This is a genomic window from Xanthomonas sp. NCPPB 2632 (assembly GCF_041228075.2).
Lineage (GTDB): Bacteria > Pseudomonadota > Gammaproteobacteria > Xanthomonadales > Rhodanobacteraceae > Luteibacter.
In genome coordinates this window covers 89,258-111,387 of the sequence record NZ_CM192979.1, presented here as the reverse complement: position 1 = coordinate 111,387, position 22,130 = coordinate 89,258, and the positions used below count along the sequence as shown (strand labels likewise).

The following is a 22,130-nucleotide window of genomic DNA, read 5'->3' as shown; positions in this document are numbered from 1 at the left end:
CTCGCGTGTCCATCGCTTTCCAAGGCCGAACCATGAACCGTGATCCCCGCATCGAAGACCTGATCGCCCGCATGACCGTCGAAGAAAAGGTCGGCCAGCTGGGGTGCTTCGCGGACGCCCTGCGCCCGTTCGCGCCGGACATCAATCCGGAAGCCAACGCGCTGGGCGCTGCGGAAATCCGCGAACAGATCCGGGCCGGCCGCGTGGGCGCGCTGTTCAACGGCGTGGGCGCCGCGGAGGGTCGCGAGGCACAGCGCATCGCCGTCGAGGAAAGCCGCCTGGGCATCCCGTTGCTGCTGGGTGCCGATGTCATCCATGGCATGCGCACCGTGTTCCCGATCCCGCTGGGTGAGGCCGCCACGTTCGAGCCGGCACTGGCCGAGCGCACCGCGCGGGCCACGGCGTTGGAAGCCACCGCCGCGGGTATCCACTGGACCTTCGCGCCCGCCGTGGACATCGCCCGCGACCAGCGCTGGGGCCGTGTGGCCGAAGGCGCCGGCGAGGACGTGGTGCTGGGTTCGGCATTCGCCGCCGCGCGCGTGCGCGGCTTCCAGGGTCCGGACCTTACCGCCGACAACGCGCTGCTGGCCACGCCGAAGCACTTCGCCGCCTACGGCGCCGTGGCCGGCGGCATGGAGTACAACGCCGTGGACATCTCGCCGCAGACATTGCGCGACGTGCACCTGCCGCCGTTCAAGGCCGCCGTCGATGCCGGCGCACTCACCTTCATGAGCGCCTTCAACGACATCAACGGCGTGCCCGCGTCGGCCAACCGCGAACTGATGACCGATATCCTGCGCGGCGAGTGGGGCTTTCCCGGTCTGGTCGTGTCCGATTACACCGCCGACATGGAACTGATCGCCCACGGCTTTGCCGACGGCGAGCGCGATGCCACCCGCCTGGCCTTCGTGGCCGGCGTGGACATGAGCATGCAGAGCGGTTTCTATGCCGAACACCTGCCCGACCTGGTCGCCGCCGGCGACGTGCCGATGGACGTACTGGACGAAGGCGTGCGTCGCGTACTCACCGTGAAGCACGCCATCGGCCTGCTCGACCGTCCCTACCGTTCGCTCGATGCCTCCGTCGAGGCGGACACCTCGAACAACGCGGCGCATGCCGAGCTGGCGCGCGACGCATCGCGCCGCTCCATCGTCATGCTGAAGAACGACGGCATCCTGCCGCTGCGCACGTCCGGCCAGAAGATCGCGCTGATCGGACCGTTCGGTGCCGACGTGGACAACCTCGAAGGCTGCTGGACGCTGTTCGGCGACAAGGCGCGCCACGTCAACATCGAAGCGGGCCTGCGCGCCGCGCTGTCCGCCGGCGACGCGCTGGAAGTCGTGGCCGGCAGCGGCATCGAGGAGGCGCTCGACGGCGGCATCGACGAGGCCGTCGCCGCCGCGAAGCGCGCGGACGTGGTGCTGCTCGCCATCGGCGAGCCGCAGGTCTACTCCGGCGAGGCGCAATCGCGTACGCAGATCGTCGTGCCGCCGGCCCAGCAGGCGCTGGCGGAGGCGGTGGCCGCCACCGGCACGCCCGTGGTCGTGCTGCTGAAGAACGGCCGGGCCCTGGCGCTCACGGGCGCCGTGCGCGATGCCAACGCCATCCTGGTCACCTGGTTCCTCGGCAGCCAGACCGGCCCGGCCATCGCCGACGTGGTGTTCGGCGACTACAACCCCGCCGGCCGCCTGCCCGTCAGCTTTCCGCAAGATGCCGGCCAGCAGCCGTATTTCTACAACCACCTGCGCACCGGTCGCCCCGAGCTGGCCGACCAGCCGCCGGCCTTCAAGGCACGCTATCGCGAGGTGACGTTCCAGGCGCTGTATCCGTTCGGCCACGGCCTCAGCTACACCACCTTCGCCTACGACGCGCCCCGCATGCAGGCCACCGTCGGCTGGGACGAGACCCTCGTGGTGTCCACCACCGTCACCAATACGGGTGCGGTGGCAGGCGAGGAAGTGGTGCAGCTCTACATCCACGACCGCGTCGCCAGTCGCGTACGACCGGTGCGCGAGCTCAAGGCGTTCCGCAAGATCTTCCTCGCGCCGGGCGCGTCCGCGGAGGTTCGTTTCGAACTCACCCGCCGCGACCTCGCCTTCACCCATCGCGACGGTCTCACCTTCGAGGCCGAGCCGGGCGATTTCCAGGTCTGGGTCGCTGGGTCGTCGCAGCAGGGCGAAGCCGCCACCTTCGTGCTCGGCGGCCCCTGAGCGATGCACGATCTCACCGGCAAGGTCGCCCTGGTGACCGGCGCAGCCAGCGGCATCGGTCAGGCCATCGCCGCCGCCTATGCCACCGCGGGCGCACGTGTGGTCGTGGCCGACATCGCGCGGGACAAGGCCATCGCGGCCGCAGCCGCGATGGGCCCGGGTGCGATCGGCATCGGCATGGACGTGACCGACGAGGCCCAGGTGGACGACGGCTTCGCCCGCGTGTCGCGCGAAATGGGCCCCGTCGACATCCTGGTCAGCAACGCGGGCGTGCAGATCATCGCCCCGCTGGTCGAACTGTCCTTCGCGGACTGGAAGCGGATGCTTGCCGTGCACCTGGACGGCGCCTTCCTCACCACGCGCGCCGCCATGCGCCAGATGGTCGAGGCAGGCCGGGGCGGTTCCATCCTCCTGATGGGATCGGCCCATTCCCATGTGGCCTCGCCGTTGAAGGCACCCTACGTCACCGCGAAACATGGCCTGCTGGGGCTTGCGCGGACGATCGCGAAAGAAGGTGCCGCGCACGGCATCCGGGCCAACGTGATCTGCCCGGGCTTCGTGCGCACGCCGCTGGTCGAGAAGCAGATTCCGGAACAGGCGAAGGCACGCGGCATCGACGAGGCCGCCGTGGTCCGTGACGTCATGCTGCGCGACACGGTGGATGGCGAATTCACCACACTGGAAGACATCGCCGCGACCGCGCTGTTCCTCGCCGGCTTCGGTTCGAACGCACTGACCGGGCAGTCGCTGCTGGTCTCGCACGGCTGGCACATGCAGTAAAACGCCACGCAGATGCAGGGGCTCGCCCAGATCACTCCGAGGCATCGCCCGCTACGTCGACTGTCACCCACTCACTAACGTGTGCGTCCCCCGGCCGGCTTCCCCGCGCCAAGGATGCACCCATGACGCCACGACGTTCACTGGCCCTCTCGGCCGGCCTGCTCACGGCATTCGCCGTGCCTTCCGCTGCCCAGATGGCCGCGCCTTACAACGTGCCCTCCGTACCCACGCGCGATATCGCCTGGTCGGCGTGCACGGCCGACGACGCCAGCCCCGACTTTTTCCCCTTGCTGGGTGACCGGCTTCGCTGCGGCACGGTCGGGGTGCCGCGCGATCATCACCGCCCCGCCGAGGGCAACATCACGCTTAGGGTGGTGCGCGTGGCCGCTGCCGATGCCACGAAGCGCCAGGGCGCGCTGTTCGTCAATCCCGGCGGTCCCGGCGGCGATGCCGGTACGTTCGCCGTGACCCTGGCCGCCATCTGGATGCATGCCAAACCCGGCGACCCCGTGCACGGCGAGAAGAAGCGCATGGCCGACGCGTTCGACCTGATCGCGGTGATTCCCAGGGGCATGCCGGGCAGCACGCCATTGGACTGCGTGGGCGAATTCCCGGTGATCCGCGCCGTGCTGCTGGACCGCACCGCGGCCAACACGGCCCGTTTCGACCTGCTGCAACGACGGATGGCGGACGCCTGCCGCGCCGATCCGCTGCATCCGTACATCACGACGGAACAGACGGTCTACGACCTGGACCTGGTTCGTCGCGCGCTCGGCGAAACCACCTTCAACTTCTTCGGCGTGTCCTACGGCACCTGGCTGGGCGCGTGGTATGGCGCCACCTATCCCGACAAGGTCGGTCGGATGCTGTTCGACTCGACGATGGACTTCACCGCCACCATGGAGGACAACTTCCTTCTTTCGGGCAAGGCGGAACAGGAGCGCTTCGACCGTCTCGTGGCGAAACCGGCGATCGCCGCGCCAGCGACGTACGGCCTGGGCACGAGCGAAGCGGACGTGCGTGGGGCCATGACCCGCTTGCCTTACCGTGTCCGCTTCGCGTGGACCGGCGAGTTCCGCTCGCCGGAAAGCCTGAAAGCCGCCCAGGCCATGGCGGACTGGTTGCAGGAGGCTCCCGGACTGACACGCAAGGCGATGGCTGCGCGCATCGCCTCGGCTGCTTTCCATCCCATGGCCTACGTGAACCTGCGTATCCGCGACGAAGCGCGGCGCATGCTCTACGCCGTGTATGGGCCCACCCAGATGGGGCTGCCCTCATCGCTGGCGCCCGCCTCGGCGATGATGGTGGCCGTGCCCTGCAACGACACACCCGGCATCCGCGACGCCGGCATCTGGCAGCAAACCATCGCGCGCTACGCGGCCGACTACCCCGCGGCGCACAGTGCCGACCTCCTCAATCCCTGCGTATTCTGGACCGGCCCCAACGCGGTGCGGCCGCCGATCGCGCGCCTGGCGCGCGCCGGGCGCATCCTCATCGTGGCCTCCGAGTTCGACACGCTCACGCCGATCGCCGGTGCGTTGAACATGATCAACGCACTGCCTGCGGCCTCGGCGCTGGTGTTGCGTGGACACGACCGGCACGGCGTTTTCACCCTGACGGATGAGGCTTGCATCGAGCGTACCGGTGCCCGCTTCCTGCTCGACGCCCGTGTGCCCAGCGAGCAACTCACCGAGTGCCAGGTCGATTCGTCCGCGAGGACCGATGCCGGCCAACCCACCGTCGACCGGTTCACCGAGGCCCCGAAGGTACAGCAATGGCGTGACCGCCTGGCGGAAGGGCTGGCACGCGATGGCCGCATGGCCATGCGCGGGGCACGGCCATGACCGCGCGCCGGCTGGTTTCCGCGCTCGCCCTTGCGCTGGTGCCCGTGGCTTGCCTTGCCGATCCGCAGATCGCCTGGACGAGTTGTCCACCGACGCTGGTCGGCCCGGGTGCCGCGGCGCTGGGTGATCGTCTCCAGTGCGGCACCCTGCGCGCGCCCCTTGACCATGTCGCGCCGGACGGCCGGCAGATCGACGTGGCCGTGGTACGTGTTCGCGCCATGTCACCCCGGCGGCGGCAAGGCGCGATCTTCTTCAACAAGGGCGGCCCGGGGGCCAACCCTGCGGCGTTGCTCCGGTCGATCGCGGTGGGCTGGTCGCGCACCGCCGCCGACGATCCGCGTGACGGGGCCAAGCGCCTGCTTGCCGAGCGCTTCGACCTGGTTGCGGTGATCCCGCGCGGACTGGAACCCGGTTGGGCGCTTCGGTGCGTGACCGGCCTGCCGCCACGGCATGCCTTCCTGCCCACGCACCTGGACGACGCCAACTGGCAGCTGGCCATCGAGGATGCGCAGGCGGTGGCCGACGCGTGCACCGCAGTGCCCGAGGCGCGCTACGCCAGCACCGAACAGCATGTGCATGACATGGACATGGTCCGGCGCATCCTCGGCGATGCCACGCTCAACTTCTACGGCATCTCCTACGGCGGCAAGGTGGGAGCGTGGTATGCGGCGATGTACCCCACGCACACCGGTCGCATGCTGCTGGATTCGAGCATGATCTTCACCCACGACTTCCGCACCGCGCTGGAGGCATCGCTCAACGCGCGGCGCGCGTTCTTCCTGGACGAGGTGCTGGCGCCGTTGCTGAAGGCACCGCTGCATTACGGGCTGACCGATCCGCTCTCGGTCAGCGAAGCCGTGGAGACCCTGCCGGCACGCGCACGCGCGGCCTGGTTCCACGTGCTCGACCAGCCGGACCGGCTGGCGGCCGCGCTTCGTCTGTCCGAGTGGATCAGGCAGGACGGCATCTCGGGGGCGCGCGAGTTCGATGCACGGATCAGGCGCGCCACGTTCAGCCCCGACCCCGACACCCATCGCGCCATTCGCTGGGCGGCCACCCAACTGGCAAGCCTCTACGTGAAGCCCCGACCCACCACGCCACAGTTCAACATGGGCCAGGACGGCGATTCCGTCCGCCAGGCGGTGGCCTGCAACGACTCCACCTGGTACCTGTCCGACGTGCAGATCCGCGCCATGGCCGAACGCAATGCGGCCGCCTATCTGATCAACGACGGCGAGGAAATCCTCGAGCAGCTGGTGTGCCGACGCTGGGGTACCCCGGGTGCACGACAACCCGACCTGGAACCACTGGCGCACGTGCCGCCGTTCCTCCTGCTCCAGTCGGAGAAGGACACGGCCACGCCCATGGCCGGAGCGAAGGCCATCCTTGCGCGCTTCGGCAATGCGCGGTTGCTGGTGGCGAAGGGATCCGCGGTGCACGGGCTGTTCAACTTCACGGCCTCGGCCTGCGTGGAGCGCGCGGCGGCGCGTTACCTGCTGGACGGCACCGTCGGCGTCGACGAGGCATCGCGCACGCTGGACTGCGACGCCACGCCCATCCATCCGCTGGCCGACCTGCCGGCGCCCGTACCGACGCCCACCCTGCCATCCCCGTCCGCGACGCCGGCACCGATCACGCCGTCACCCACACCGGTGCACGACGAGACGTGATCCTTTCGCATCGGTCAGAACATCACCTGCGCACGCACCTCGACGATGTGCGGGTCGATGCGCAGGTCGCGACGGTCGCTGGTCGCCCGGACATAGTTACCCTGGAGCTTCAGGTAACGGGTGACGTACCAGTTGGCGCCGAGCGTCCAGTCATGTTCGCGGCCGCCCAGCACCGGGCCGTCGTCCAGGTCCAGCGTGCTGTAGCGCACCAGCAGCTCCACCGCGCCCCATGGGCCCTTGGGCACCACGTCGCCGACGTTGCCGCCGTTGTAGGCGCGCGACTCACCGGTCACGACCCAGCTGCCGAACGTGTACCAGCCGTGCGCGACGTACGCCGGCTTGTCGACGCGCTTGACGCGCGCGTCCAGGTATTCGCCCTGGACGGACCAGGGTCCGCCGATCCACAGGCCTTCGGCACCGCGCCGGTCCACATGGTCGGCCACGCCGAGCGTGCCGGAGTCGATCAGGCGCTGCGTGATGAGGCCGGCCTCGGGCAGCGCGCGCAGGCGCACGTTGGGCGGGGTGTAGCGCCCCCGGCCGTCGGTCGTGCCTTGCGGGGTTTCCCGCGAGAGCGACAGGCCCAGGTGCACGACATCGCCCGGTGCGTTGCGCGGCGTCCAGGCGGCGCGTCCGGCCAGCATGCGCCCGTCCAGGTCGCCCTGCAGGTTGCCACCGTGGTAGTAGCCCAACTGCACCAGGTACTGTTTGCGGGTCAGCGCCCAGTCCACGCCGATGCGGCGGTTGGCGTAAACCGCCTGCATGGGCAGCGACGGCTCCAGGAACGACGTGCTGCCCGTGCTGGTGTTGCCCTCGAAGCCGACCGGCGTCTTCATGAAGCCGACGCGCACCGCGCCGGCGTCGTCGCCCAGCACGGCCTTGGTCTGCACGCGCAGGAACACGTCCAGCCACGTGCGCGACTGGAAGTCGAACACCGCCGTGGCGTCGTAGACCCCCTTCTTGCGCGCGAAGATACCGAACTCCTTGCGGCGGTTCGTCTGCGCGTCTTCGTAAACGCCATCGTCGTGCGCGAAGCGATTGAGGTCGAACTGGTATTTCAACGACATGCCGATGTCGGTGCCGTCGCCCAGCACGACATGCGTGGGCCAGTTGCTGCGCCAGTCGTAAGCGACAGCGGATGGATCGGCGGCGGCCGCGCACACGGGCGCCAGCAGCGCCATCGCGGCTAAGGCAATCTTCTTCAAACCCTGGTCTCCCCTGGCTGCCGTGGGTCACGGCAGGCGTTATTCAAAAGCGATACGACAGGGCTGAGAATCCACTCAATCTTGCGAACGGGTGGTGAAGAGGCCGGCGCCTCAGCGCTTCAGGCGGATCTCGAACACGCTCGGCCACCGTTTGCCGGTGACGAACAGACGGTCGTGGACGGCGTCGTAGGCGATGCCATTGAGCACGTCGTCGGCCGGATCGGCCATGCGGCGATGGTCGACCAGGCCGCCGAGGTCGATCCATCCGGTGACATGGCCGGTCTTCGGATCGATGCGCGCAATGCGATCGGTCTGCCAGACGTTGGCGAAGATCTCGCCCTTCACCCACTCCAGCTCGTTGATCATGCGCAGGGGCACGCCGTCGGCCGTGACCTCGATGGTGCCGGTCTGCGCCAGCGTGTCCGGGTCGAGCACGCGCAGGGTGGGCGTGCCGTCGCTCAGGTAGAGGTGCTTAGCGTCACGCGTCAACGCCCACCCCTCGCCGGGGTAGCGGAACGTGCCCAGGGGCGCGAAGGTCTTGCGGTCGTAGATGAAGCCCACCCCGTCGCGCCAGGTCAGCTGGAGCAGGCGGTCGCCCGTGACAATGATGCCTTCGCCGAAGTAGCCCGCCGGGGTGTCCAGCTGCTGCACGACCTTGCCGGTGTCCAGGCGCACCTTGCGCACGCCCGAACCCATGTATTCCCCCGTGCTTTCGTAGAGGAAGCCGCCGTCGTAGAAGAGCCCTTCAGTGAAGGCCTGCGGATCGTGCGGGTACGTGTGCACCACGGTGTAGCGGTACACCGGGATATCGGCGGCCGGCGCGGTGCCGCTGAAGGCCAGCAACGCCGACAGGGCCAGGGTGGGCATGCGGATCGAAAGCGTTCTCATGACATGTGCCTTGCGCCAGAACGGGCGAGGGGCGCCGAAGCGCCCCTCTTTCCGGAATGTACCGGCTCCGGGATCAGAGCGCGTAGTACATCTGGAATTCCAGCGGGTGGGTGCTGGCGCGGTAGCGGGTCACTTCCTGCATCTTCAGCGCGATGTAGCTGTCGATGAAATCGTCGGTGAAGACGCCACCGGCCTTGAGGAAGTCGCGATCCTTGTCGAGCGCGGCCAGGGCCTCGTCGAGGCTGGCGCACACCTGCGGGATGTTCTTCTCTTCTTCCGGCGGCAGGTCGTAGAGATCCTTGTCGGCCGGTGCACCCGGGTCGATCTTGTTCAGGATGCCGTCCAGGCCGGCCATCATCAGCACGGTGAAGGTCAGGTAGCCCGACTGCATGGGATCCGGGAAGCGGATCTCGATGCGGCGACCCTTCGGGCTGGACACGTACGGGATACGGCAGGACGCCGAACGGTTGCGCGCCGAGTAGGCCAGCATGACCGGTGCCTCGAAGCCCGGCACCAGGCGCTTGTAGCTGTTGGTCGTGGAGTTGGCGAACGCGTTGATGGCCTTGGCGTGCTTGAAGATGCCGCCGATGTACCACAGTGCCGTCTGCGACAGGCCGCCGTAGAGATCGCCCGCGAAGAGGTTCTCGCCGTTCTTCGACAGCGACTGGTGCACGTGCATGCCGGAGCCGTTGTCGCCGACGATGGGCTTGGGCATGAAGGTGACCGTCTTGCCCTGCTGGTGCGCGACGTTCTTGATGACGTACTTCATCGTCATCAGCTCGTCGGCCTTCTTCACCAGGGTGTTGAAGCGGGTGCCGATCTCGCACTGGCCCGCGTTGGCCACTTCGTGGTGGTGCACTTCGACCACCTGGCCGAGCGACTCCAGCACCTTGCACATGTCCGCGCGCATGTCGCCCAGGGTGTCCACCGGGCTGACCGGGAAATAGCCGCCCTTGACGGCCGGACGGTGACCGCTGTTGGTGCCGTCGTACTTGTAGCGCGACGACCAGGCCGCTTCTTCCGAGCCGATCTCGTAGAACACGCGGCCCATGTCGTTCTGCCAGCGCACCGAGTCGAAGATGAAGAACTCGGGCTCGGGGCCGAAGAAGGCCGTGTCGGCGATACCGGTGGACTTGAGGAAGGCTTCGCCACGCTTGGCGATCGAGCGCGGGTCGCGGCCGTAGGCCTGCATGGTGCTGGGCTCGAGCACGTCGCAATGCAGGATCAGCTGCTTGTGCGCGCTGAACGGATCGAGGTGGGCGGTTTCCGGGTCCGGCATCAGCACCATGTCGGATTCGTTGATGCCCTTCCAGCCGGCGATCGACGAGCCGTCGAACATCTTGCCGTCTTCGAAGGTGCCTTCGTCGATGGCATGAGCGGGGAACGTGACGTGGTGGTGCTTGCCGAGCATGTCGGCGAAGCGCAGGTCGACGAACTCGATTTCCTCGTCCTGGATCAGGTTCAGCACTTTGGAAGCGGCGGACATGGGCAAACCTCGAATGGGGGTGGGGTCGGAAGCGATCCGGTTCAGGCCCCGGCATCATAAAACGCCCGCGTGACATCCGCTCGATTGCACCAATAAGGTGCATGATGGATTCGATTGCACCCGCCCGGAGCGCGCCTGGGACGCGACCGGCGGACGCCGTTCGTTTACCCTTCGTCTTCTCCCACCCACCCCCTTCGTCCGCCCGCACCCAGGGTCGACGCACGCCGAGCGGCCATGACCAAGAAAAACGACACCGATACCCCCGATACCGCGCGACGCCGATTACTGGGGGGCATGGCCACCACCGGCGCGCTGCTGGCGCTGGGTGGCGTGCAGGACGTGACCGCGGCGGGCAAGAAGACGCCCGGGCCGGCACCGACCGGCGCCGCGCTGGACGCGCTGCTCGAAAAGCACATCGGCAACGTGGTGGTGATCTACGCCGAGAACCGCAGCTTCAACAACCTGTTCGGCGATTTCCCGGGGTTGCAGCAGCCACTGGGCGCGGTGCCCACGGAGCGCCTGGTCCAGCGCGATCGCGACGGCACGCCGCTGAAGACCCTGCCGCCGATCTGGGACGGCATGGTGCCGCACGAACAGGTGGTGGACCACGCCACGTACAAGGTCGGCGAGAAGGACATCACCGGGCTGCCGAACGCGCCGTGGGCGCTGCATACCGGCGACGGCACACCGCTGCCGCATGGCGTGGTCACGCGCGACCTCGTCCACGCCTTCTACAACAACCAGCTGCAGATCAACGGTGGCAGGAACGACGGCTTCGTCGCATGGGGCGACAACGGCGCACTGACCATGGGCCGCTACGCCAGCACGCCGGTGCACCTGCGCCTGTGGAACATCGCCGCGCAGTTCACGCTGTGCGACAACTTCTTCATGGGCGCTTTCGGTGGCTCGTTCCTCAACCACCAGTACCTCGTGGCCGCGCAGCCGCCGTTCTATCCCGCGGCGGACAAGAGTCCGGCGCAGTTCAACATCGCAGTGACCGAAAGCGGCGATCCGCTGGACCATCGCCTGAAGATGGCCGAGGACTCGCCGAAGAGCGCCATGGACGGCAAGCCGAAGTTCGCCAACCACAACACGCTGACGCCCGATTTCTGGGCCGTGAACACCATCGGGCCACCCTACTCGCCCGGCTTCAACGTGGATCGCAAGAATCCGCTGCTTGCCGACGCCACCAGCGCCAACACGCTGCCACCGCAAACGCACAGGCACATCGGCGACATGCTCTCGGCGAAGGACATCGACTGGGCCTGGTATGCCGGCGGTTTCCAGGCAGCCCTCGACGGCAAGGGCGACGGCGACGATGCCCGCTTCCCGCAGACCCCCAACTTCCAGCCGCACCACCAGCCGCTCAATTACTTCGTATCGCTCGCCCCGGGCACCGACGCACGCAAGCGCCACCTGCGTGACGGCGGCCTGGGCGAAACCGCGGCCACCAACCGCTTCCTCGCGGATATCGCCGCCGGCAAGCTGCCGCCCGTGGCGTTCTACAAGCCGCAGGGCAACCTCAACATGCACGCCGGCTATTCCGACGTGGAAGCCGGAGACCGCCACCTCGCCACGGTCGTGCATGCGTTGCGTAACAGCCCGCAGTGGAAGGACATGCTGGTGGTGATCACCTTCGACGAGAACGGTGGCTGGTGGGACCATGTGGCTCCGCCGAAGGGCGATCGCTGGGGCCCGGGTACGCGCATCCCCGCACTGGTCGTCTCGCCCTATGCGAAGAAGGGCCACGTGGAGCACACCATCTACGACACGGGCTCCATCGCGCGCTTCCTCACTCGTCGCTTCGGGCTGGAGAAACTGCCCGGGCTCAAACTGCGTGAGGACGCGATGATCGCCACTGGCGGGACGGCGCCGGGTGATCTGACGGAGACGCTCGATTTCAATCGCTACTGAACTACCTCGGTGACTTCGGACGTCACGAAGGCCCATTAAATCGGTGCGCGTATTGGGATTGCCAGAAGTTAAGTGACTGTCGTTCTTTGAAACAACAAAAAAAGATCTGATAAGCATCTATGGAAACCAGCTCAGGGTGGCGTAGAAATGGATCACACCCACTAAGGAGTCATGCTCATGTCCACTGACAAGCCCCAAAGCAGTCCGTTCGAGGATGATGACGTGGCCGCGCTCGTTGTTGACACGGAAGACCCGGGTAACAACGATAAAAAGCGATCCAGCGACTCAGATAAGTCGAAGCAGCCCTCGCCACCGGCTGACAAGAAAGCTAAGTAAGTCGACTTAGCGCAGGCGTTTTCCTACACGCCTGCGCGTGACTTACTCAGTTCAAGTAGAACCAAAGGCTTCTGCCACAAACAGGTAGAGGCGTCCAGACTGCGACTCCCGAACACCGTCAGGGAAAGTCGCATGCCTGCTTCTCTTCATTGCCACCGCTCCAGTGGCTGCCTCGCCGTGGCACTAGCTGGCCTGTACGTTTTGTCAGGGAACGCTTTGTGCGCGTCACCTGCACAAGACATTCCGCGCATCCAGTGGTTGCCCTGCGACCGAACACTGGTCACCGAGAACGACAATGAGTTCAATGGCCGACTGAGCTGCGCGCGCTTTCGCGTGCCTCTCGATCATGTGCAGCCCGATGGACGTACCATCGAAGTCGGCGCCGTGCGTATGGCCGCCGCGGACTCGACACACCGCAAGGGCGTACTTTTCGTCAACGTCGGCGGCCCCGGCGGGCAGCCCGCCTTGTTCGTGCCCGCGCTGGGTGCGGCATTCGCCTCCTGGCCACACGACGATCCGCTGCATGGCATGAAGCGGGAGCTGGTCGATCGCTACGACATCGTCGCGGTGATACCCCGGGGTTTGTCCGGTGGCTGGACACTCGACTGCACCCGCGATCTCACCACGACGTTCGCCTTCCTGCCGACGCATCGCGACGATGCCAACTGGGCACGACTGGTCGCCGACGCCCGCGCCACGGCCAGCGCCTGCACGCGTTCGCCGGAGGCGCGCTACCTCAGCACGGAACAGCACGTACACGATATGGATTACGTGCGCCGCGCCCTCGGCGAGGAACGCATCCATTTCTACGGCGCGTCCTACGGCGGTCGCGTCGGCGCATGGTATGCGGCGATGTATCCGCATCGCATGGGCCGCATGCTGCTCGATTCCAGCATGGTGTTTCCCGCGTCGTACACCAAGGCGTCCTACGCGATGATGGACGCGCAGAAGAAGCATTTCGACCAGGATGTGCTGGGCCCCGTGCTGGCGGACCCGCTGCGTTATGGCCAGCCGGCCGATCGGGACGCCTTGCGCTGGGCGCCGCATGTCCTGCACGCCGCGGTCAGGCCGTACTGGCACGACATGCTGACGACGCCCGAACGTCTCGCCGCCGCCCTGACCATGAGTCGCTGGCTCGACGACCAGGGCTGGAAAGGGTGGCGGGCGCTGGGCCTGTATGCCGCACGCGAAAAATTCAGCGAGGATGCCGCCACGGCGCCGGTGCTGCGCATGGCGGCCAGGCACCTGTTGATGGCGCAGGACAGGGATGTGACCCCCAGGCCGTTGCAGTCCATCACGGACGTGCTGGACGATCCGCTCGCCGCCGCCGTCAACCTGGCCGTGCTGTGCAACGACGAAGCGTCATGGGGTGACGAGCGCACCGTGCGCGCGCACGCCGACAACGACGCGTTCACCTATCCGATCGAGGATGGCCTGCACACGTTCAGCCAGCTGGTCTGTGCGAACTGGGGACCGCGCACGTCACGCGTGCCCGACCTGGACACGCTTGCCGAAGGACGCCCCTTCCTGATGATCCACGCCGACGGCGACCGCATAACGCCCATCGAGGGGCCGCGCCGCGTGGTCCTGCCGACGTATCCCAATGCGCACCTGATCACGGTCACCGGCAGCGAACTGCACGGACTGCTGGGGCAGTCCGATACGTCGTGTGTCGAACACGACGCCGTGCGCTACCTGGTGGACGGTACGCTGCCGGCCGGCCATGCACGCGCATCGTCCTGCGCGTTCGTCGAAGGTGGCGACGAGACGACTGCCTACGACTTCTGAGCACGTATTGGCCGTGCCAGGTGTGAGCATATTCGGACAGTGCAGGGCCTTCGGTCGATCCGGACAGCCTTTGGCTTCTTGCACACCTCGCCCGAAGGTCGTGACGCGCTTCGGAGCACAGGCGACTCGTGACGGCGCACCGTTTTAGCACAAGCCGCCCGGGGCACTAATGCCCCGGCGTGCCGCCCGAGGCGAACGGCGGCTTGGCGAACCAGATCGCGATCATGGCCAGGCCGAAGATCAGGCCGAAGATCCAGAACACGTCGTTCACCGCCAGCGTCGCCGCCTGCATGTCCACGAGACGGTTGAGCGCGGCGTTGGCGGGAGGGCCCTGCACACCCAGTGCCTGGAAGCGGTCCAGGTACTCGGTGGTGGCGCGATTGCCCGCACTCACGTTCTCGACCAGCACCGCATGGTGATACGTGGTTCGATGGGAATACATCGTGGTGCTGACCGCGGTGGCGATGCTGCCGGCCAGCGTGCGGAAGAAGTTCGACAGGCCCGAGGCGCTGGCCACCTCCTCGTCGGGCATCCCGGAAAGAATGATCTGGTTCACCGGCACGAAGAACAAGGCGATGCCCGCGCCCATGCACAGGCGCGGAATGGCCAGTTCGCCATAGGGCGCATTGGTACTCAGCGTGGACATGTAGAACGACGCGCCGGCGAACACCGCGAAGCCGATAGTGTTCAGCAGGCGCAGGTCGAACTTGTTCTGGAACACGCCGACGATGGGCGACAGCACGATGGCCAGGATGCCGATGGGCGCCACGACGAAGCCCGCCCAGGTCGCGGTGTAGCCGAGGACCTCCTGCACCCACATCGGCATGACCACGGTGCCGCCGAAGAACGCGAACATGCCCAGCGACAGGCACAGCACCCCCACGAAGAAATTGCGTTTGCCCAGCAGGCGCAGTTCGACCACCGGATGCTTGTGCATCAGCTCCCACGCGATCAGGAAGGTGATGCAGACCAGCGAGACGATGGCCAGCACGGTGATCGTTTTCGAGGTGAACCAGTCGTCGTCGTTGCCGTTGTCCAGCATGAACTGCAGGCAGCCCACGCCGACGGCGAGCAGGAACAGGCCGATCGCGTCGATCGGCATCTTGGTGACCTTGGACTCGCGATCGCGCAGCAGGGCGTACGTGACTACCACGGCGAAGATGCCCACCGGGATGTTGATGAAGAAGATCCACGACCAGTGGTAGTTGTCGGTGATCCAGCCACCCAGGATCGGTCCGAACACCGGCGCGACCACCACCGTCATCGCCCATAGCGCCAGCGCGATGGGGCGTTTCGCCACGGGATAGTTGTTCAGCAGCAGGGTCTGCGACAGCGGCACCATCGGCCCCGACACCGCGCCCTGCAACAGGCGGAAGACGATCAACATGGGCATCGAGGTGGAGAACCCGCACAGGGCGGAGAACACCACGAACAGCGCCACCGATGTCATGAAGGTACGCACTTCGCCGAAGCGCCGCGCCACCCAGCCGGTCAGCGGCTGCATGACCGCGCTGGCCATCGAGTAGGCGCTGATCGCCATCGTGCCTTCGTTGCTGCTGACGCCCACGTTGCCGGCGATGGTGCGCACCGACACGTTGACGATGGAGATGTCCAGCACCTCCATGAACGTGGCCAGCGCCACGCCCGCCGTAAGCAGCACCAGCGCGCCGCCCGCCAGCGGCGGCCTGGACCCGCCCTTGCCGTTCTGCCCGGCCATCGTTCAGCCGCCGCGCTTGGCCGGTACCGGCTTCGGCGTCGCATCCACCGTGTTCTCGCGGATGATCTGCTCGGCGCGCTGGTCGGCCTCGCCCATCTCCTGCTCGTAGACGTTGGTGCTGGCCAGCGGTTTGCTACGCGGGGTTTCCGAAAGCACGCGGCCGTCGCGGTCGTGTGTGTCCACGTTCACGTCGGTGGACAGGCCGATACGCAGGGGATGCTTGCGCAGGTCCTCCGCGTCGATGGCGATGCGTACGGGCAGGCGCTGCACCACCTTGATCCAGTTGCCGGTGGCGTTCTCGGCGGGCAGCAACGAGAACGCGCTGCCTGTGCCGGCATTCAGGCCGACCACCTTGCCGTGGTATTCCACGTCCGAATACATGTCGGTGGTGAGCTTCACCGGCTGGCCGATGCGGATGTGCTCCAGCTGGGTTTCCTTGAAGTTGGCATCGACCCACAGGTCGGCCAGCGGCACCACGGTCAGCAGGTCCTGACCCGGCTGGATACGCTGGCCCACCTGCACCTGGCGGCGCGCGGCGTAGCCTTCGATGGGCGAGACGATGGCGTTGCGGCCGCTGTTCACCCATGCGTTGCGGAACTGCGAACGGGCCTGGATCACCGCCGGGTAGGTCTCGACGGTGGTGCCATCGACCTGCGCGTGCGCCGCGGCGGCCTCGCGCTCGGCCGCGTCCAGCGCCGCCTTGGCCTGCTGCATCTGGCGCTTGCCGTTGTCCACTTCCTCCGCGGACACCGCGCGACGCTCGAGCAGCGGATGGCGGCGGTTGTAGTCGTCGCGTGCCTGTTCGTACTGGGCGCGACGCTGCGGGATGGCGGCATCAGCCTGGTTGGCCTGCTGCATCTGCGCCTGGGCCTGGCGAACGGCCTGGGCCAGCTGGCCCTCCGCATTCATCAGGCTGACCTGGGCGTCGACGGGGTCCAGCTTGATCAGCACCTGGCCCTGGTGCACCCGCTCGGTTTCCTCCACGCCCACCTCGACCACCGTGCCCGCCACGCGGGACGAGATGGTTACCATATCGCCCTTGACGTAGGCATCGTCGGTGGTCTCGCGCTGCGACAGCACGAAGATGTAGTAGAGCAGCCAGCCGATGCCGGCCAGCACGAACACGATCGCGATGATCGACAGAACGATGACCTTCTTGCGCTTGGCCTTCGGGTCGTCTTCCTTCTTGTCCTTGCCGTCCTCGTCCTTGCCGTCGTTCTTTTCCTTGTCCTTGTTCTTTTCCTCGTCCCTGCCGTCGTCGTCTTCATCGCCGGCATGCTCGTCGCGCTCACCGCGCGGCGATTCGTCGCCGTACTTGTGCAGGTACTTGTAACGGTACTTGTAGGGCTGCGGCGTGAGGCCGTCGCCGTTACCTTCGCCAGGCGTTTCGTCATCGGAGATCATCGCGTGGAATCCTTGCCGGCGGCGGTGGCCGGAAGAGCGGGCAGGTCGTCGGCGTGGTAACCGCCGCCCAGTGCGTGGATAAGGGAAAGGTTGGCGGAGAGCATCTGGCTGGTGAGCTGCAGGCGGGCGTCGCGCTGCTGGTCGAGCTGCATGTCGGCGTTGAGCCAGGTGCGATCGTCGATCAGGCCCTTGGACCGGCGATCGGCCGCCTTGGACTTCTGCGCCGCGGTGGCCTCGTACTGGCGATCCACCTGCACGCGCTGGGCGTCCAGCGCCTGCAATTGCGCGATGCCCTGGGCGATCTCGCTGGCGGCCTGCACCACGGCGCCATCGTATTGGGCCACGGCGCTGTCCAGCTGGGCCTGCGCGCTCTCGAACTGGGCCCGCAGGCGGCCGCCGCTGAAGATCGGCAACTGCACCGACGCGCCGAGGTTCCCCAGCGTGAGGTCGGTACGCGTGCCGGAGCCCAGATCGGGATACGTCCGCAGGAAGGCGCCGAGCGCCATCAGGCTCACGTCGGGATAGTAGGCCTTGCGCGCCTGGTCGATGTTCTTCGATGAAGCTTCGATCTGCCAGCGCGCGGCGGCGATATCCGGACGCCGGGCAAGCAGTCCGATGCGGGCGTCGTCGGGCAGCCGGGTATCCGGCGTAGGCAGCGGCGATGGCGTCAGGCTGCCGAGGTCCTTCGGCGACACGCCGGCCAGTGCAGCCAGCTGGGCCAGGTCGAGGCTGGCCGCGCCTTCCAGCTGGGCCACGTTCTGTCGCGTCTGCGCCAGTTGGGCATCGGCCTGGTCGAGGGTGGTCGGGTCGTCCAGGCCGGCGTGCACCCGCAACTCCACCAGGCCGCGGTATTGCGACGAGCTGTCGGCCGCATGACGGGCCACGGCCAGCCGGGCCTGCTGGGCCTGCCAGTCGAAGTACGTGTTGACCACGTTGTACTGCAGCGAGGTGGCGGTGGACGCCCGCTCGGCCTCGGCGGCGCGCGCCTGCCCGACCGACGCCTGCACGGCCGCCTTCTGCTTGCCCCAGAGGTCCAGGTCCCACGTGGCCAACGCGCCGGCCGCGCCGCTGTTGCTCCAGCTCTTGCCGGGATTCAGCTGGAAGCCCTGCGCGCTACCCGTGGCACCCGGCATCTGCCCGTTGAGAGAGACGTCGTTATAGCCGTGACCGCCGTTGACCAGCCCGCGTACCTGCGGATTCAGTTCGGCCCTGGCCGAGTCCACCGCCCGCATGGCGGCGCGGTAACGCGCCTCGGCCTGCTCCATGTTCGGCGAGCCGCGCATGGCCAGGTCCACCACGCGGTCCAGTTGTGCGTCGCCGTAGCGCTTCCACCATTCCGGCTGCGGCCATCCCGACTGGCTGGTCGGCAGGCCGGCAATCGGCACCTCGTCGCGCGGCACGAAGGCGGGCGGCCGCACGGCCGGGGCGCAGGCCGCCAGCATCAAGGCCGCGGACAGGACGGCAACGCGGAGGCCGCCGCTCCGGCGGCGGTGCCGATGGGGATTGGGCATGGAAGGGTCCGTTGAATACAGGCGGGCGGCCGTGAAACCGCCGTATCGCGTCGGCGAAAATTAGCAGCCGACGGCGTAGGCGGTACGTGACGGTTCATCCAGTGAAGCAAGTCGCATGGAATGACGAACCCGTGCCGCTAAGCTAGGCGACCCTGCTCCGCCACCGGACCGAATGCACGTGAATGACCTGATCAGCGCCATCCTCCTCGGCATCGTCGAGGGGATCACCGAGTTCCTGCCCGTCTCCAGCACGGGTCACCTGCTCATTGCGGAGCGCTGGCTCGGGGCCCGGTCCGACCTGTTCAATGTGGCCATCCAGGCCGGCGCCATCCTCGCGGTCACCTTCATCTACTGGCGCACCCTGTGGAGCCTGGTGGTGCACTGGCGCAAGCCCGAGACCCGCGACTACGTGATGAAGCTGGGCGTGGCCTTCCTCATCACCGCGGCGCTTGGCCTGGTGGTCACCAAGCTGGGCTTCAAGCTGCCCGAGACGATCACCCCCGTGGCCTGGGCGCTGATCGTCGGCGGCCTGTGGATGATCGTGGCGGAGAAGGTGGCGGCGGATCGCCCCGACCAGGTGGCCGTCAGCTGGCGCGTCGCCATCCTGGTGGGCCTGGCCCAGATGGTGGCCGGCATCTTCCCCGGCACGTCGCGCTCGGCGGCCACCATCTTCGTCGCCATGCTGGGCGGCACCACCAACCGGGCCGCGGCCACGGAGTTCGCCTTCCTCGTCGGTATCCCGACGATGTACGCGGCCACCGGCTACGAGCTGCTGAAGACGTTCACGCACGGCGGCGCGGCGGGCGAGGACTGGACGGGCCTCGCCGTGGCCTTCGTCGTGTCGACGCTGGTCGCGTTCGTGGCGGTGAAATGGCTGCTCGGCTACATCCGCTCGCATCGCTTCACGGTGTTCGCCCTGTACCGCATCGTGCTGGGCATCGCCCTGCTGCTGTTCCTGCCCGCCGGCGGCTGACCCACGCCAGACACCGGCGGCGCGCCGCTGGTCAGGCCACGGCGGCGATCGGCTCCGGCTCCGGCTCGGCCAGCGCCACCTGGCGCAGGCGCGCCAGTTCGGCCTGCTGCTGCTCCACGATCTTGCATTGCGGCGTGCTGGTGCGCTGGAACAATTCGCTGGTCCACTCGATGAACGCCTGCACGCGCGCCGACAGGTGGCGTTTCTGCGGGTAGACGATCCACAGGTTGGAGCCGGTGGAGATCGTGTCGGTCATGATGATTTCCAGCGCGCCCTTCTGCAGCGCGGAGGCGGCCAGGCAATGCGGCGCCTGGATGATGCCCAGGCCGGCGATGGCCGCCTGGATCACCGATTCCCCATCGTTGATCAGCATGTGCGCATCCACGTCCACCGACACGCGACCGCTGGGTGAATCGAACTGCCATTGGTAGGGCTTGCCCGTGCTGGGGTGCACGAAGTTGACCGTGCGGTGCGCCTTTAGGTCGTCGATGCGTGTCGGCGTGCCGTGGCGCGCCAGGTACGACGGCGCGGCGCACAGCACGTTGCTGAAGTGACCGATCTTGCGCGCGATGAGGCTGGAATCGGCCAACTCGCCCATCCGGATGGCGCAATCGAAGCCTTCTTCGTTCAGGTCGAACGGGAAATCGCACATCGTGAGTTCGAGCCGGATATCCGGAAAACGCTGCTCGAATTCCGCGAGGTTGGGAATGATCGCGGCGCGGCCGATCGCGGACGACGCCGCCACCCGCAACTTGCCTACCGGCTTGGTCTTGGCGTAGCCCAGGGCTTCGGTGGCCTCGGTGAGGTCGGCCAGTATCTCCTTGCAACGCACATAGAACGCGGAGCCATCGTCGGTCAACCGCAGCGAACGCGTGGATCGGAAAAAGAGCCGCGCGCCCAGGCTTTCCTCCAGCCGGGAGATCGCCCGACTGACGCCCGACGGGGTCATTTCAAGTTGCGTCGCCGCCGACGAGAAGCTCTTGGCTTCCACCACGCGGACGAAAACGCTGATCGCTGAAAAGTCTTCCACGGTCGACCCCGCTGGATTGATTAGTGACTGGGCGTCACAGGCGGGGTGATTGTAGACCCATTTTTCGCTTGCGGAGCAAGACCTAGATTACGCCACCTGGGTGGAACCGGCTTGACCTCGAGCGCGCTTGAGGTCGTACGCTCCGCCGCCTTGCCGTTCCCCCGCCTATTTCGACACATCCAGGACACCCCGCCATGAAGAAGAAAATACTGCTCGGTTCGGCCGCCCTCGCGGTAGCCGTTGCCTCGGCGCTGTGGCTCGGCGGCGGTGGCGCACCTTCGCATGCCGCCGAACCGGCCATGGCGATGCCCGCGCCCGACGTCACCGTGGCCCAGGTGGTGTTGCGCCCGGTATCGGACGCCAGCGGCTTCACCGGGCGCATCCAGGCCGTGGATTCGATCCAGATCCGGCCACGCGTCGGCGGTTACATCGACAGCGTGCATTTTCGCGAAGGCGCCACGGTGAAGAAGGGCGACCTGCTGTTCACCATCGATCCGCGCCCGTATCGTGCGGAAACCGACCGCCTGGCCGCCAACCTGGCCCAGGCCCGCGCCGAGGCGAAGAATGCCGAGGCCAACACCGCGCGCGGCGCCAAACTGGTCCAGCAGCACGCCGTGTCGCAGGAGGAAGCCGACCGGCTAGATACCGCGGCGGTGAGCGCGAAGGCGCAGGTCGCCTCCGTGCAGGCCGCCCTGGATGCCGCCCGCCTCAACCTGTCGTTCACCGAGGTGCGCGCACCCGTGGACGGCAAGGTCAGCAACGCCCAGATCACCGCCGGCAACCTGGTCACCCCAAGCGACACGCTGACCAGCGTGGTCACGGTGGACCCGATGTACGTGTACTTCGACGTGGACGAGCAGACCTTCCTCAAGCTGGACCGCCTGCGCCGGCAGGACGGCCGCGCACCGGACGTGCGGATGGGACTGGCGGATGAAACCGGCTATCCGCATACCGGCAAGATCGACTTCGTGGACAACCAGGTGCGGGCCGGCGCGGGCACCATCCGCCTGCGCGCCGTGTTCCCCAACGCCGATGGCGCGTACACCGCCGGATTGTTCGCCCGCGTGGAACTGCGCAGCGGCACCACCCAGCCACGGGCACTGATCGACGACAAGGCCGTGGGCACCGACCTGGGCAACAAGTTCGTCTACGTGCTGGGCAAGGACAAGAAGGTGGAATACCGCCGCATCGCCACCGGTGCGCTGGTCGACGGCCTGCGCGTGGTCGACAGCGGGCTGACGGCCGAGGACGTGGTGATCGTCAACGGCCTGCAACACGTGCGTCCCGGCATGGACGTGAACGCCAAGCGCGTCGCGATGGCCTCGCTGGTACCGGAAGGCACGCGCATCCTCGCCATGGCGCGTAACCAGGACTGAT

General features: G+C 67.2%; 16 protein-coding genes. 9 read left to right on the top strand and 7 right to left on the bottom strand.

From position 1 onward, the window contains the following. The first annotated feature begins 32 nt into the window (after window positions 1-32). The 4 genes from AB8808_RS00455 to AB8808_RS00440 all read left to right on the top strand — a co-directional run bounded on the left by AB8808_RS00455 (window position 33) and on the right by AB8808_RS00440 (window position 6,504). On the top strand, window positions 33-2,210 hold the full coding sequence (locus AB8808_RS00455; protein ID WP_369925783.1) for a glycoside hydrolase family 3 N-terminal domain-containing protein: 2,178 nt from the start codon (window positions 33-35) through the stop codon (window positions 2,208-2,210). Window positions 2,211-2,213: 3 nt separating this feature from the next. Beyond that, window positions 2,214-2,990 carry a 3-hydroxybutyrate dehydrogenase gene (locus AB8808_RS00450; protein ID WP_369925781.1) on the top strand — a complete coding sequence of 259 codons (777 nt, stop codon included), beginning with the start codon at window positions 2,214-2,216 and terminating at the stop codon, window positions 2,988-2,990. A 122-nt stretch (window positions 2,991-3,112) separates the two neighbouring features. Then, window positions 3,113-4,834: an alpha/beta fold hydrolase gene (locus tag AB8808_RS00445; RefSeq protein ID WP_369925778.1), complete on the top strand. Its 1,722-nt coding sequence runs from the start codon at window positions 3,113-3,115 to the stop codon at window positions 4,832-4,834. Then, entirely contained in the window at window positions 4,831-6,504 is a 1,674-nt protein-coding gene (locus tag AB8808_RS00440) for an alpha/beta fold hydrolase (protein WP_369925776.1), read from the top strand. The genes AB8808_RS00445 and AB8808_RS00440 overlap by 4 nt, the downstream gene beginning before the upstream one ends. 14 nt (window positions 6,505-6,518) lie before the next feature. Here the strand turns inward: AB8808_RS00440 and AB8808_RS00435 are convergent, their stop codons facing one another. From AB8808_RS00435 to glnA, 3 genes are all read right to left on the bottom strand, one after another. Continuing rightward, window positions 6,519-7,682, bottom strand: coding sequence for an OprO/OprP family phosphate-selective porin (locus tag AB8808_RS00435; protein WP_369931303.1), 1,164 nt, complete (start codon window positions 7,680-7,682; stop codon window positions 6,519-6,521). A 135-nt stretch (window positions 7,683-7,817) separates the two neighbouring features. Then, complete coding sequence (locus AB8808_RS00430) at window positions 7,818-8,594, bottom strand: glutaminyl-peptide cyclotransferase (RefSeq protein WP_369925774.1); 777 nt, start codon at window positions 8,592-8,594, stop codon at window positions 7,818-7,820. A gap of 73 nt (window positions 8,595-8,667) precedes the next feature. Continuing rightward, window positions 8,668-10,080, bottom strand: coding sequence for a type I glutamate--ammonia ligase (gene glnA, locus AB8808_RS00425; RefSeq protein ID WP_369925772.1), 1,413 nt, complete (start codon window positions 10,078-10,080; stop codon window positions 8,668-8,670). A 234-nt stretch (window positions 10,081-10,314) separates the two neighbouring features. On the opposite strand from glnA, the gene acpA reads away from it, so the two are divergent. The 3 genes from acpA to AB8808_RS00410 all read left to right on the top strand — a co-directional run bounded on the left by acpA (window position 10,315) and on the right by AB8808_RS00410 (window position 14,118). Beyond that, window positions 10,315-11,994, top strand: a complete 1,680-nt coding sequence (acpA, locus tag AB8808_RS00420) for an acid phosphatase (protein ID WP_369925770.1) — start codon at window positions 10,315-10,317, stop codon at window positions 11,992-11,994. Window positions 11,995-12,171: 177 nt separating this feature from the next. Continuing rightward, a complete protein-coding gene (locus AB8808_RS00415) occupies window positions 12,172-12,330 on the top strand; it encodes a hypothetical protein (RefSeq protein WP_369925768.1) in 159 nt (52 codons plus the stop codon). Between the two features lie 390 nt (window positions 12,331-12,720). Then, window positions 12,721-14,118 (top strand): alpha/beta hydrolase, encoded by a 1,398-nt coding sequence (locus AB8808_RS00410; protein WP_369931302.1) that lies wholly within the window; start codon window positions 12,721-12,723, stop codon window positions 14,116-14,118. A gap of 166 nt (window positions 14,119-14,284) precedes the next feature. On the opposite strand, the gene AB8808_RS00405 is transcribed toward AB8808_RS00410, so the two are convergent. Genes AB8808_RS00405 through AB8808_RS00395 form a run of 3 tightly spaced genes read right to left on the bottom strand, consistent with a single transcriptional unit; the run spans window position 14,285 to window position 18,750 of the window. After that, the gene (locus tag AB8808_RS00405; RefSeq protein ID WP_369925766.1) at window positions 14,285-15,835 is read right to left on the bottom strand and encodes a DHA2 family efflux MFS transporter permease subunit; all 1,551 of its coding nucleotides are present in this window, start codon (window positions 15,833-15,835) and stop codon (window positions 14,285-14,287) included. 3 nt (window positions 15,836-15,838) lie between these two features. Continuing rightward, window positions 15,839-17,239, bottom strand: a complete 1,401-nt coding sequence (locus tag AB8808_RS00400) for an HlyD family secretion protein (protein WP_369925764.1) — start codon at window positions 17,237-17,239, stop codon at window positions 15,839-15,841. Further along, window positions 17,236-18,750 (bottom strand): efflux transporter outer membrane subunit, encoded by a 1,515-nt coding sequence (locus AB8808_RS00395; protein ID WP_369925762.1) that lies wholly within the window; start codon window positions 18,748-18,750, stop codon window positions 17,236-17,238. Before AB8808_RS00395 ends, AB8808_RS00400 begins: the two co-directional genes overlap by 4 nt. A 178-nt stretch (window positions 18,751-18,928) precedes the next feature. Here AB8808_RS00395 and AB8808_RS00390 point away from each other — a divergent pair, with 178 nt between their 5' ends. Next, window positions 18,929-19,723, top strand: a complete 795-nt coding sequence (locus AB8808_RS00390; protein WP_036138550.1) for an undecaprenyl-diphosphate phosphatase — start codon at window positions 18,929-18,931, stop codon at window positions 19,721-19,723. A gap of 31 nt (window positions 19,724-19,754) precedes the next feature. Here AB8808_RS00390 and AB8808_RS00385 read toward each other — a convergent pair whose 3' ends face one another. After that, a complete protein-coding gene (locus tag AB8808_RS00385; RefSeq protein WP_369925759.1) occupies window positions 19,755-20,753 on the bottom strand; it encodes a LysR family transcriptional regulator in 999 nt (332 codons plus the stop codon). Between the two features lie 194 nt (window positions 20,754-20,947). On the opposite strand from AB8808_RS00385, the gene AB8808_RS00380 reads away from it, so the two are divergent. Continuing rightward, window positions 20,948-22,129 (top strand): efflux RND transporter periplasmic adaptor subunit, encoded by a 1,182-nt coding sequence (locus AB8808_RS00380; RefSeq protein WP_369925757.1) that lies wholly within the window; start codon window positions 20,948-20,950, stop codon window positions 22,127-22,129. Window position 22,130: the final 1 nt, after the last annotated feature.

Coding starts and splice junctions, on each gene's coding strand:
- AB8808_RS00455 (WP_369925783.1), top strand. CDS start 33: ATGAACCGTGATCCCCGCATCGAAGACCTGATCGCCCGCATGACCGTC.
- AB8808_RS00450 (WP_369925781.1), top strand. CDS start 2,214: ATGCACGATCTCACCGGCAAGGTCGCCCTGGTGACCGGCGCAGCCAGC.
- AB8808_RS00445 (WP_369925778.1), top strand. CDS start 3,113: ATGACGCCACGACGTTCACTGGCCCTCTCGGCCGGCCTGCTCACGGCA.
- AB8808_RS00440 (WP_369925776.1), top strand. CDS start 4,831: ATGACCGCGCGCCGGCTGGTTTCCGCGCTCGCCCTTGCGCTGGTGCCC.
- AB8808_RS00435 (WP_369931303.1), bottom strand. CDS start 7,682: ATGGCGCTGCTGGCGCCCGTGTGCGCGGCCGCCGCCGATCCATCCGCT.
- AB8808_RS00430 (WP_369925774.1), bottom strand. CDS start 8,594: ATGAGAACGCTTTCGATCCGCATGCCCACCCTGGCCCTGTCGGCGTTG.
- glnA (WP_369925772.1), bottom strand. CDS start 10,080: ATGTCCGCCGCTTCCAAAGTGCTGAACCTGATCCAGGACGAGGAAATC.
- acpA (WP_369925770.1), top strand. CDS start 10,315: ATGACCAAGAAAAACGACACCGATACCCCCGATACCGCGCGACGCCGA.
- AB8808_RS00415 (WP_369925768.1), top strand. CDS start 12,172: ATGTCCACTGACAAGCCCCAAAGCAGTCCGTTCGAGGATGATGACGTG.
- AB8808_RS00410 (WP_369931302.1), top strand. CDS start 12,721: ATGGCCGCCGCGGACTCGACACACCGCAAGGGCGTACTTTTCGTCAAC.
- AB8808_RS00405 (WP_369925766.1), bottom strand. CDS start 15,835: ATGGCCGGGCAGAACGGCAAGGGCGGGTCCAGGCCGCCGCTGGCGGGC.
- AB8808_RS00400 (WP_369925764.1), bottom strand. CDS start 17,239: ATGATCTCCGATGACGAAACGCCTGGCGAAGGTAACGGCGACGGCCTC.
- AB8808_RS00395 (WP_369925762.1), bottom strand. CDS start 18,750: ATGCCCAATCCCCATCGGCACCGCCGCCGGAGCGGCGGCCTCCGCGTT.
- AB8808_RS00380 (WP_369925757.1), top strand. CDS start 20,948: ATGAAGAAGAAAATACTGCTCGGTTCGGCCGCCCTCGCGGTAGCCGTT.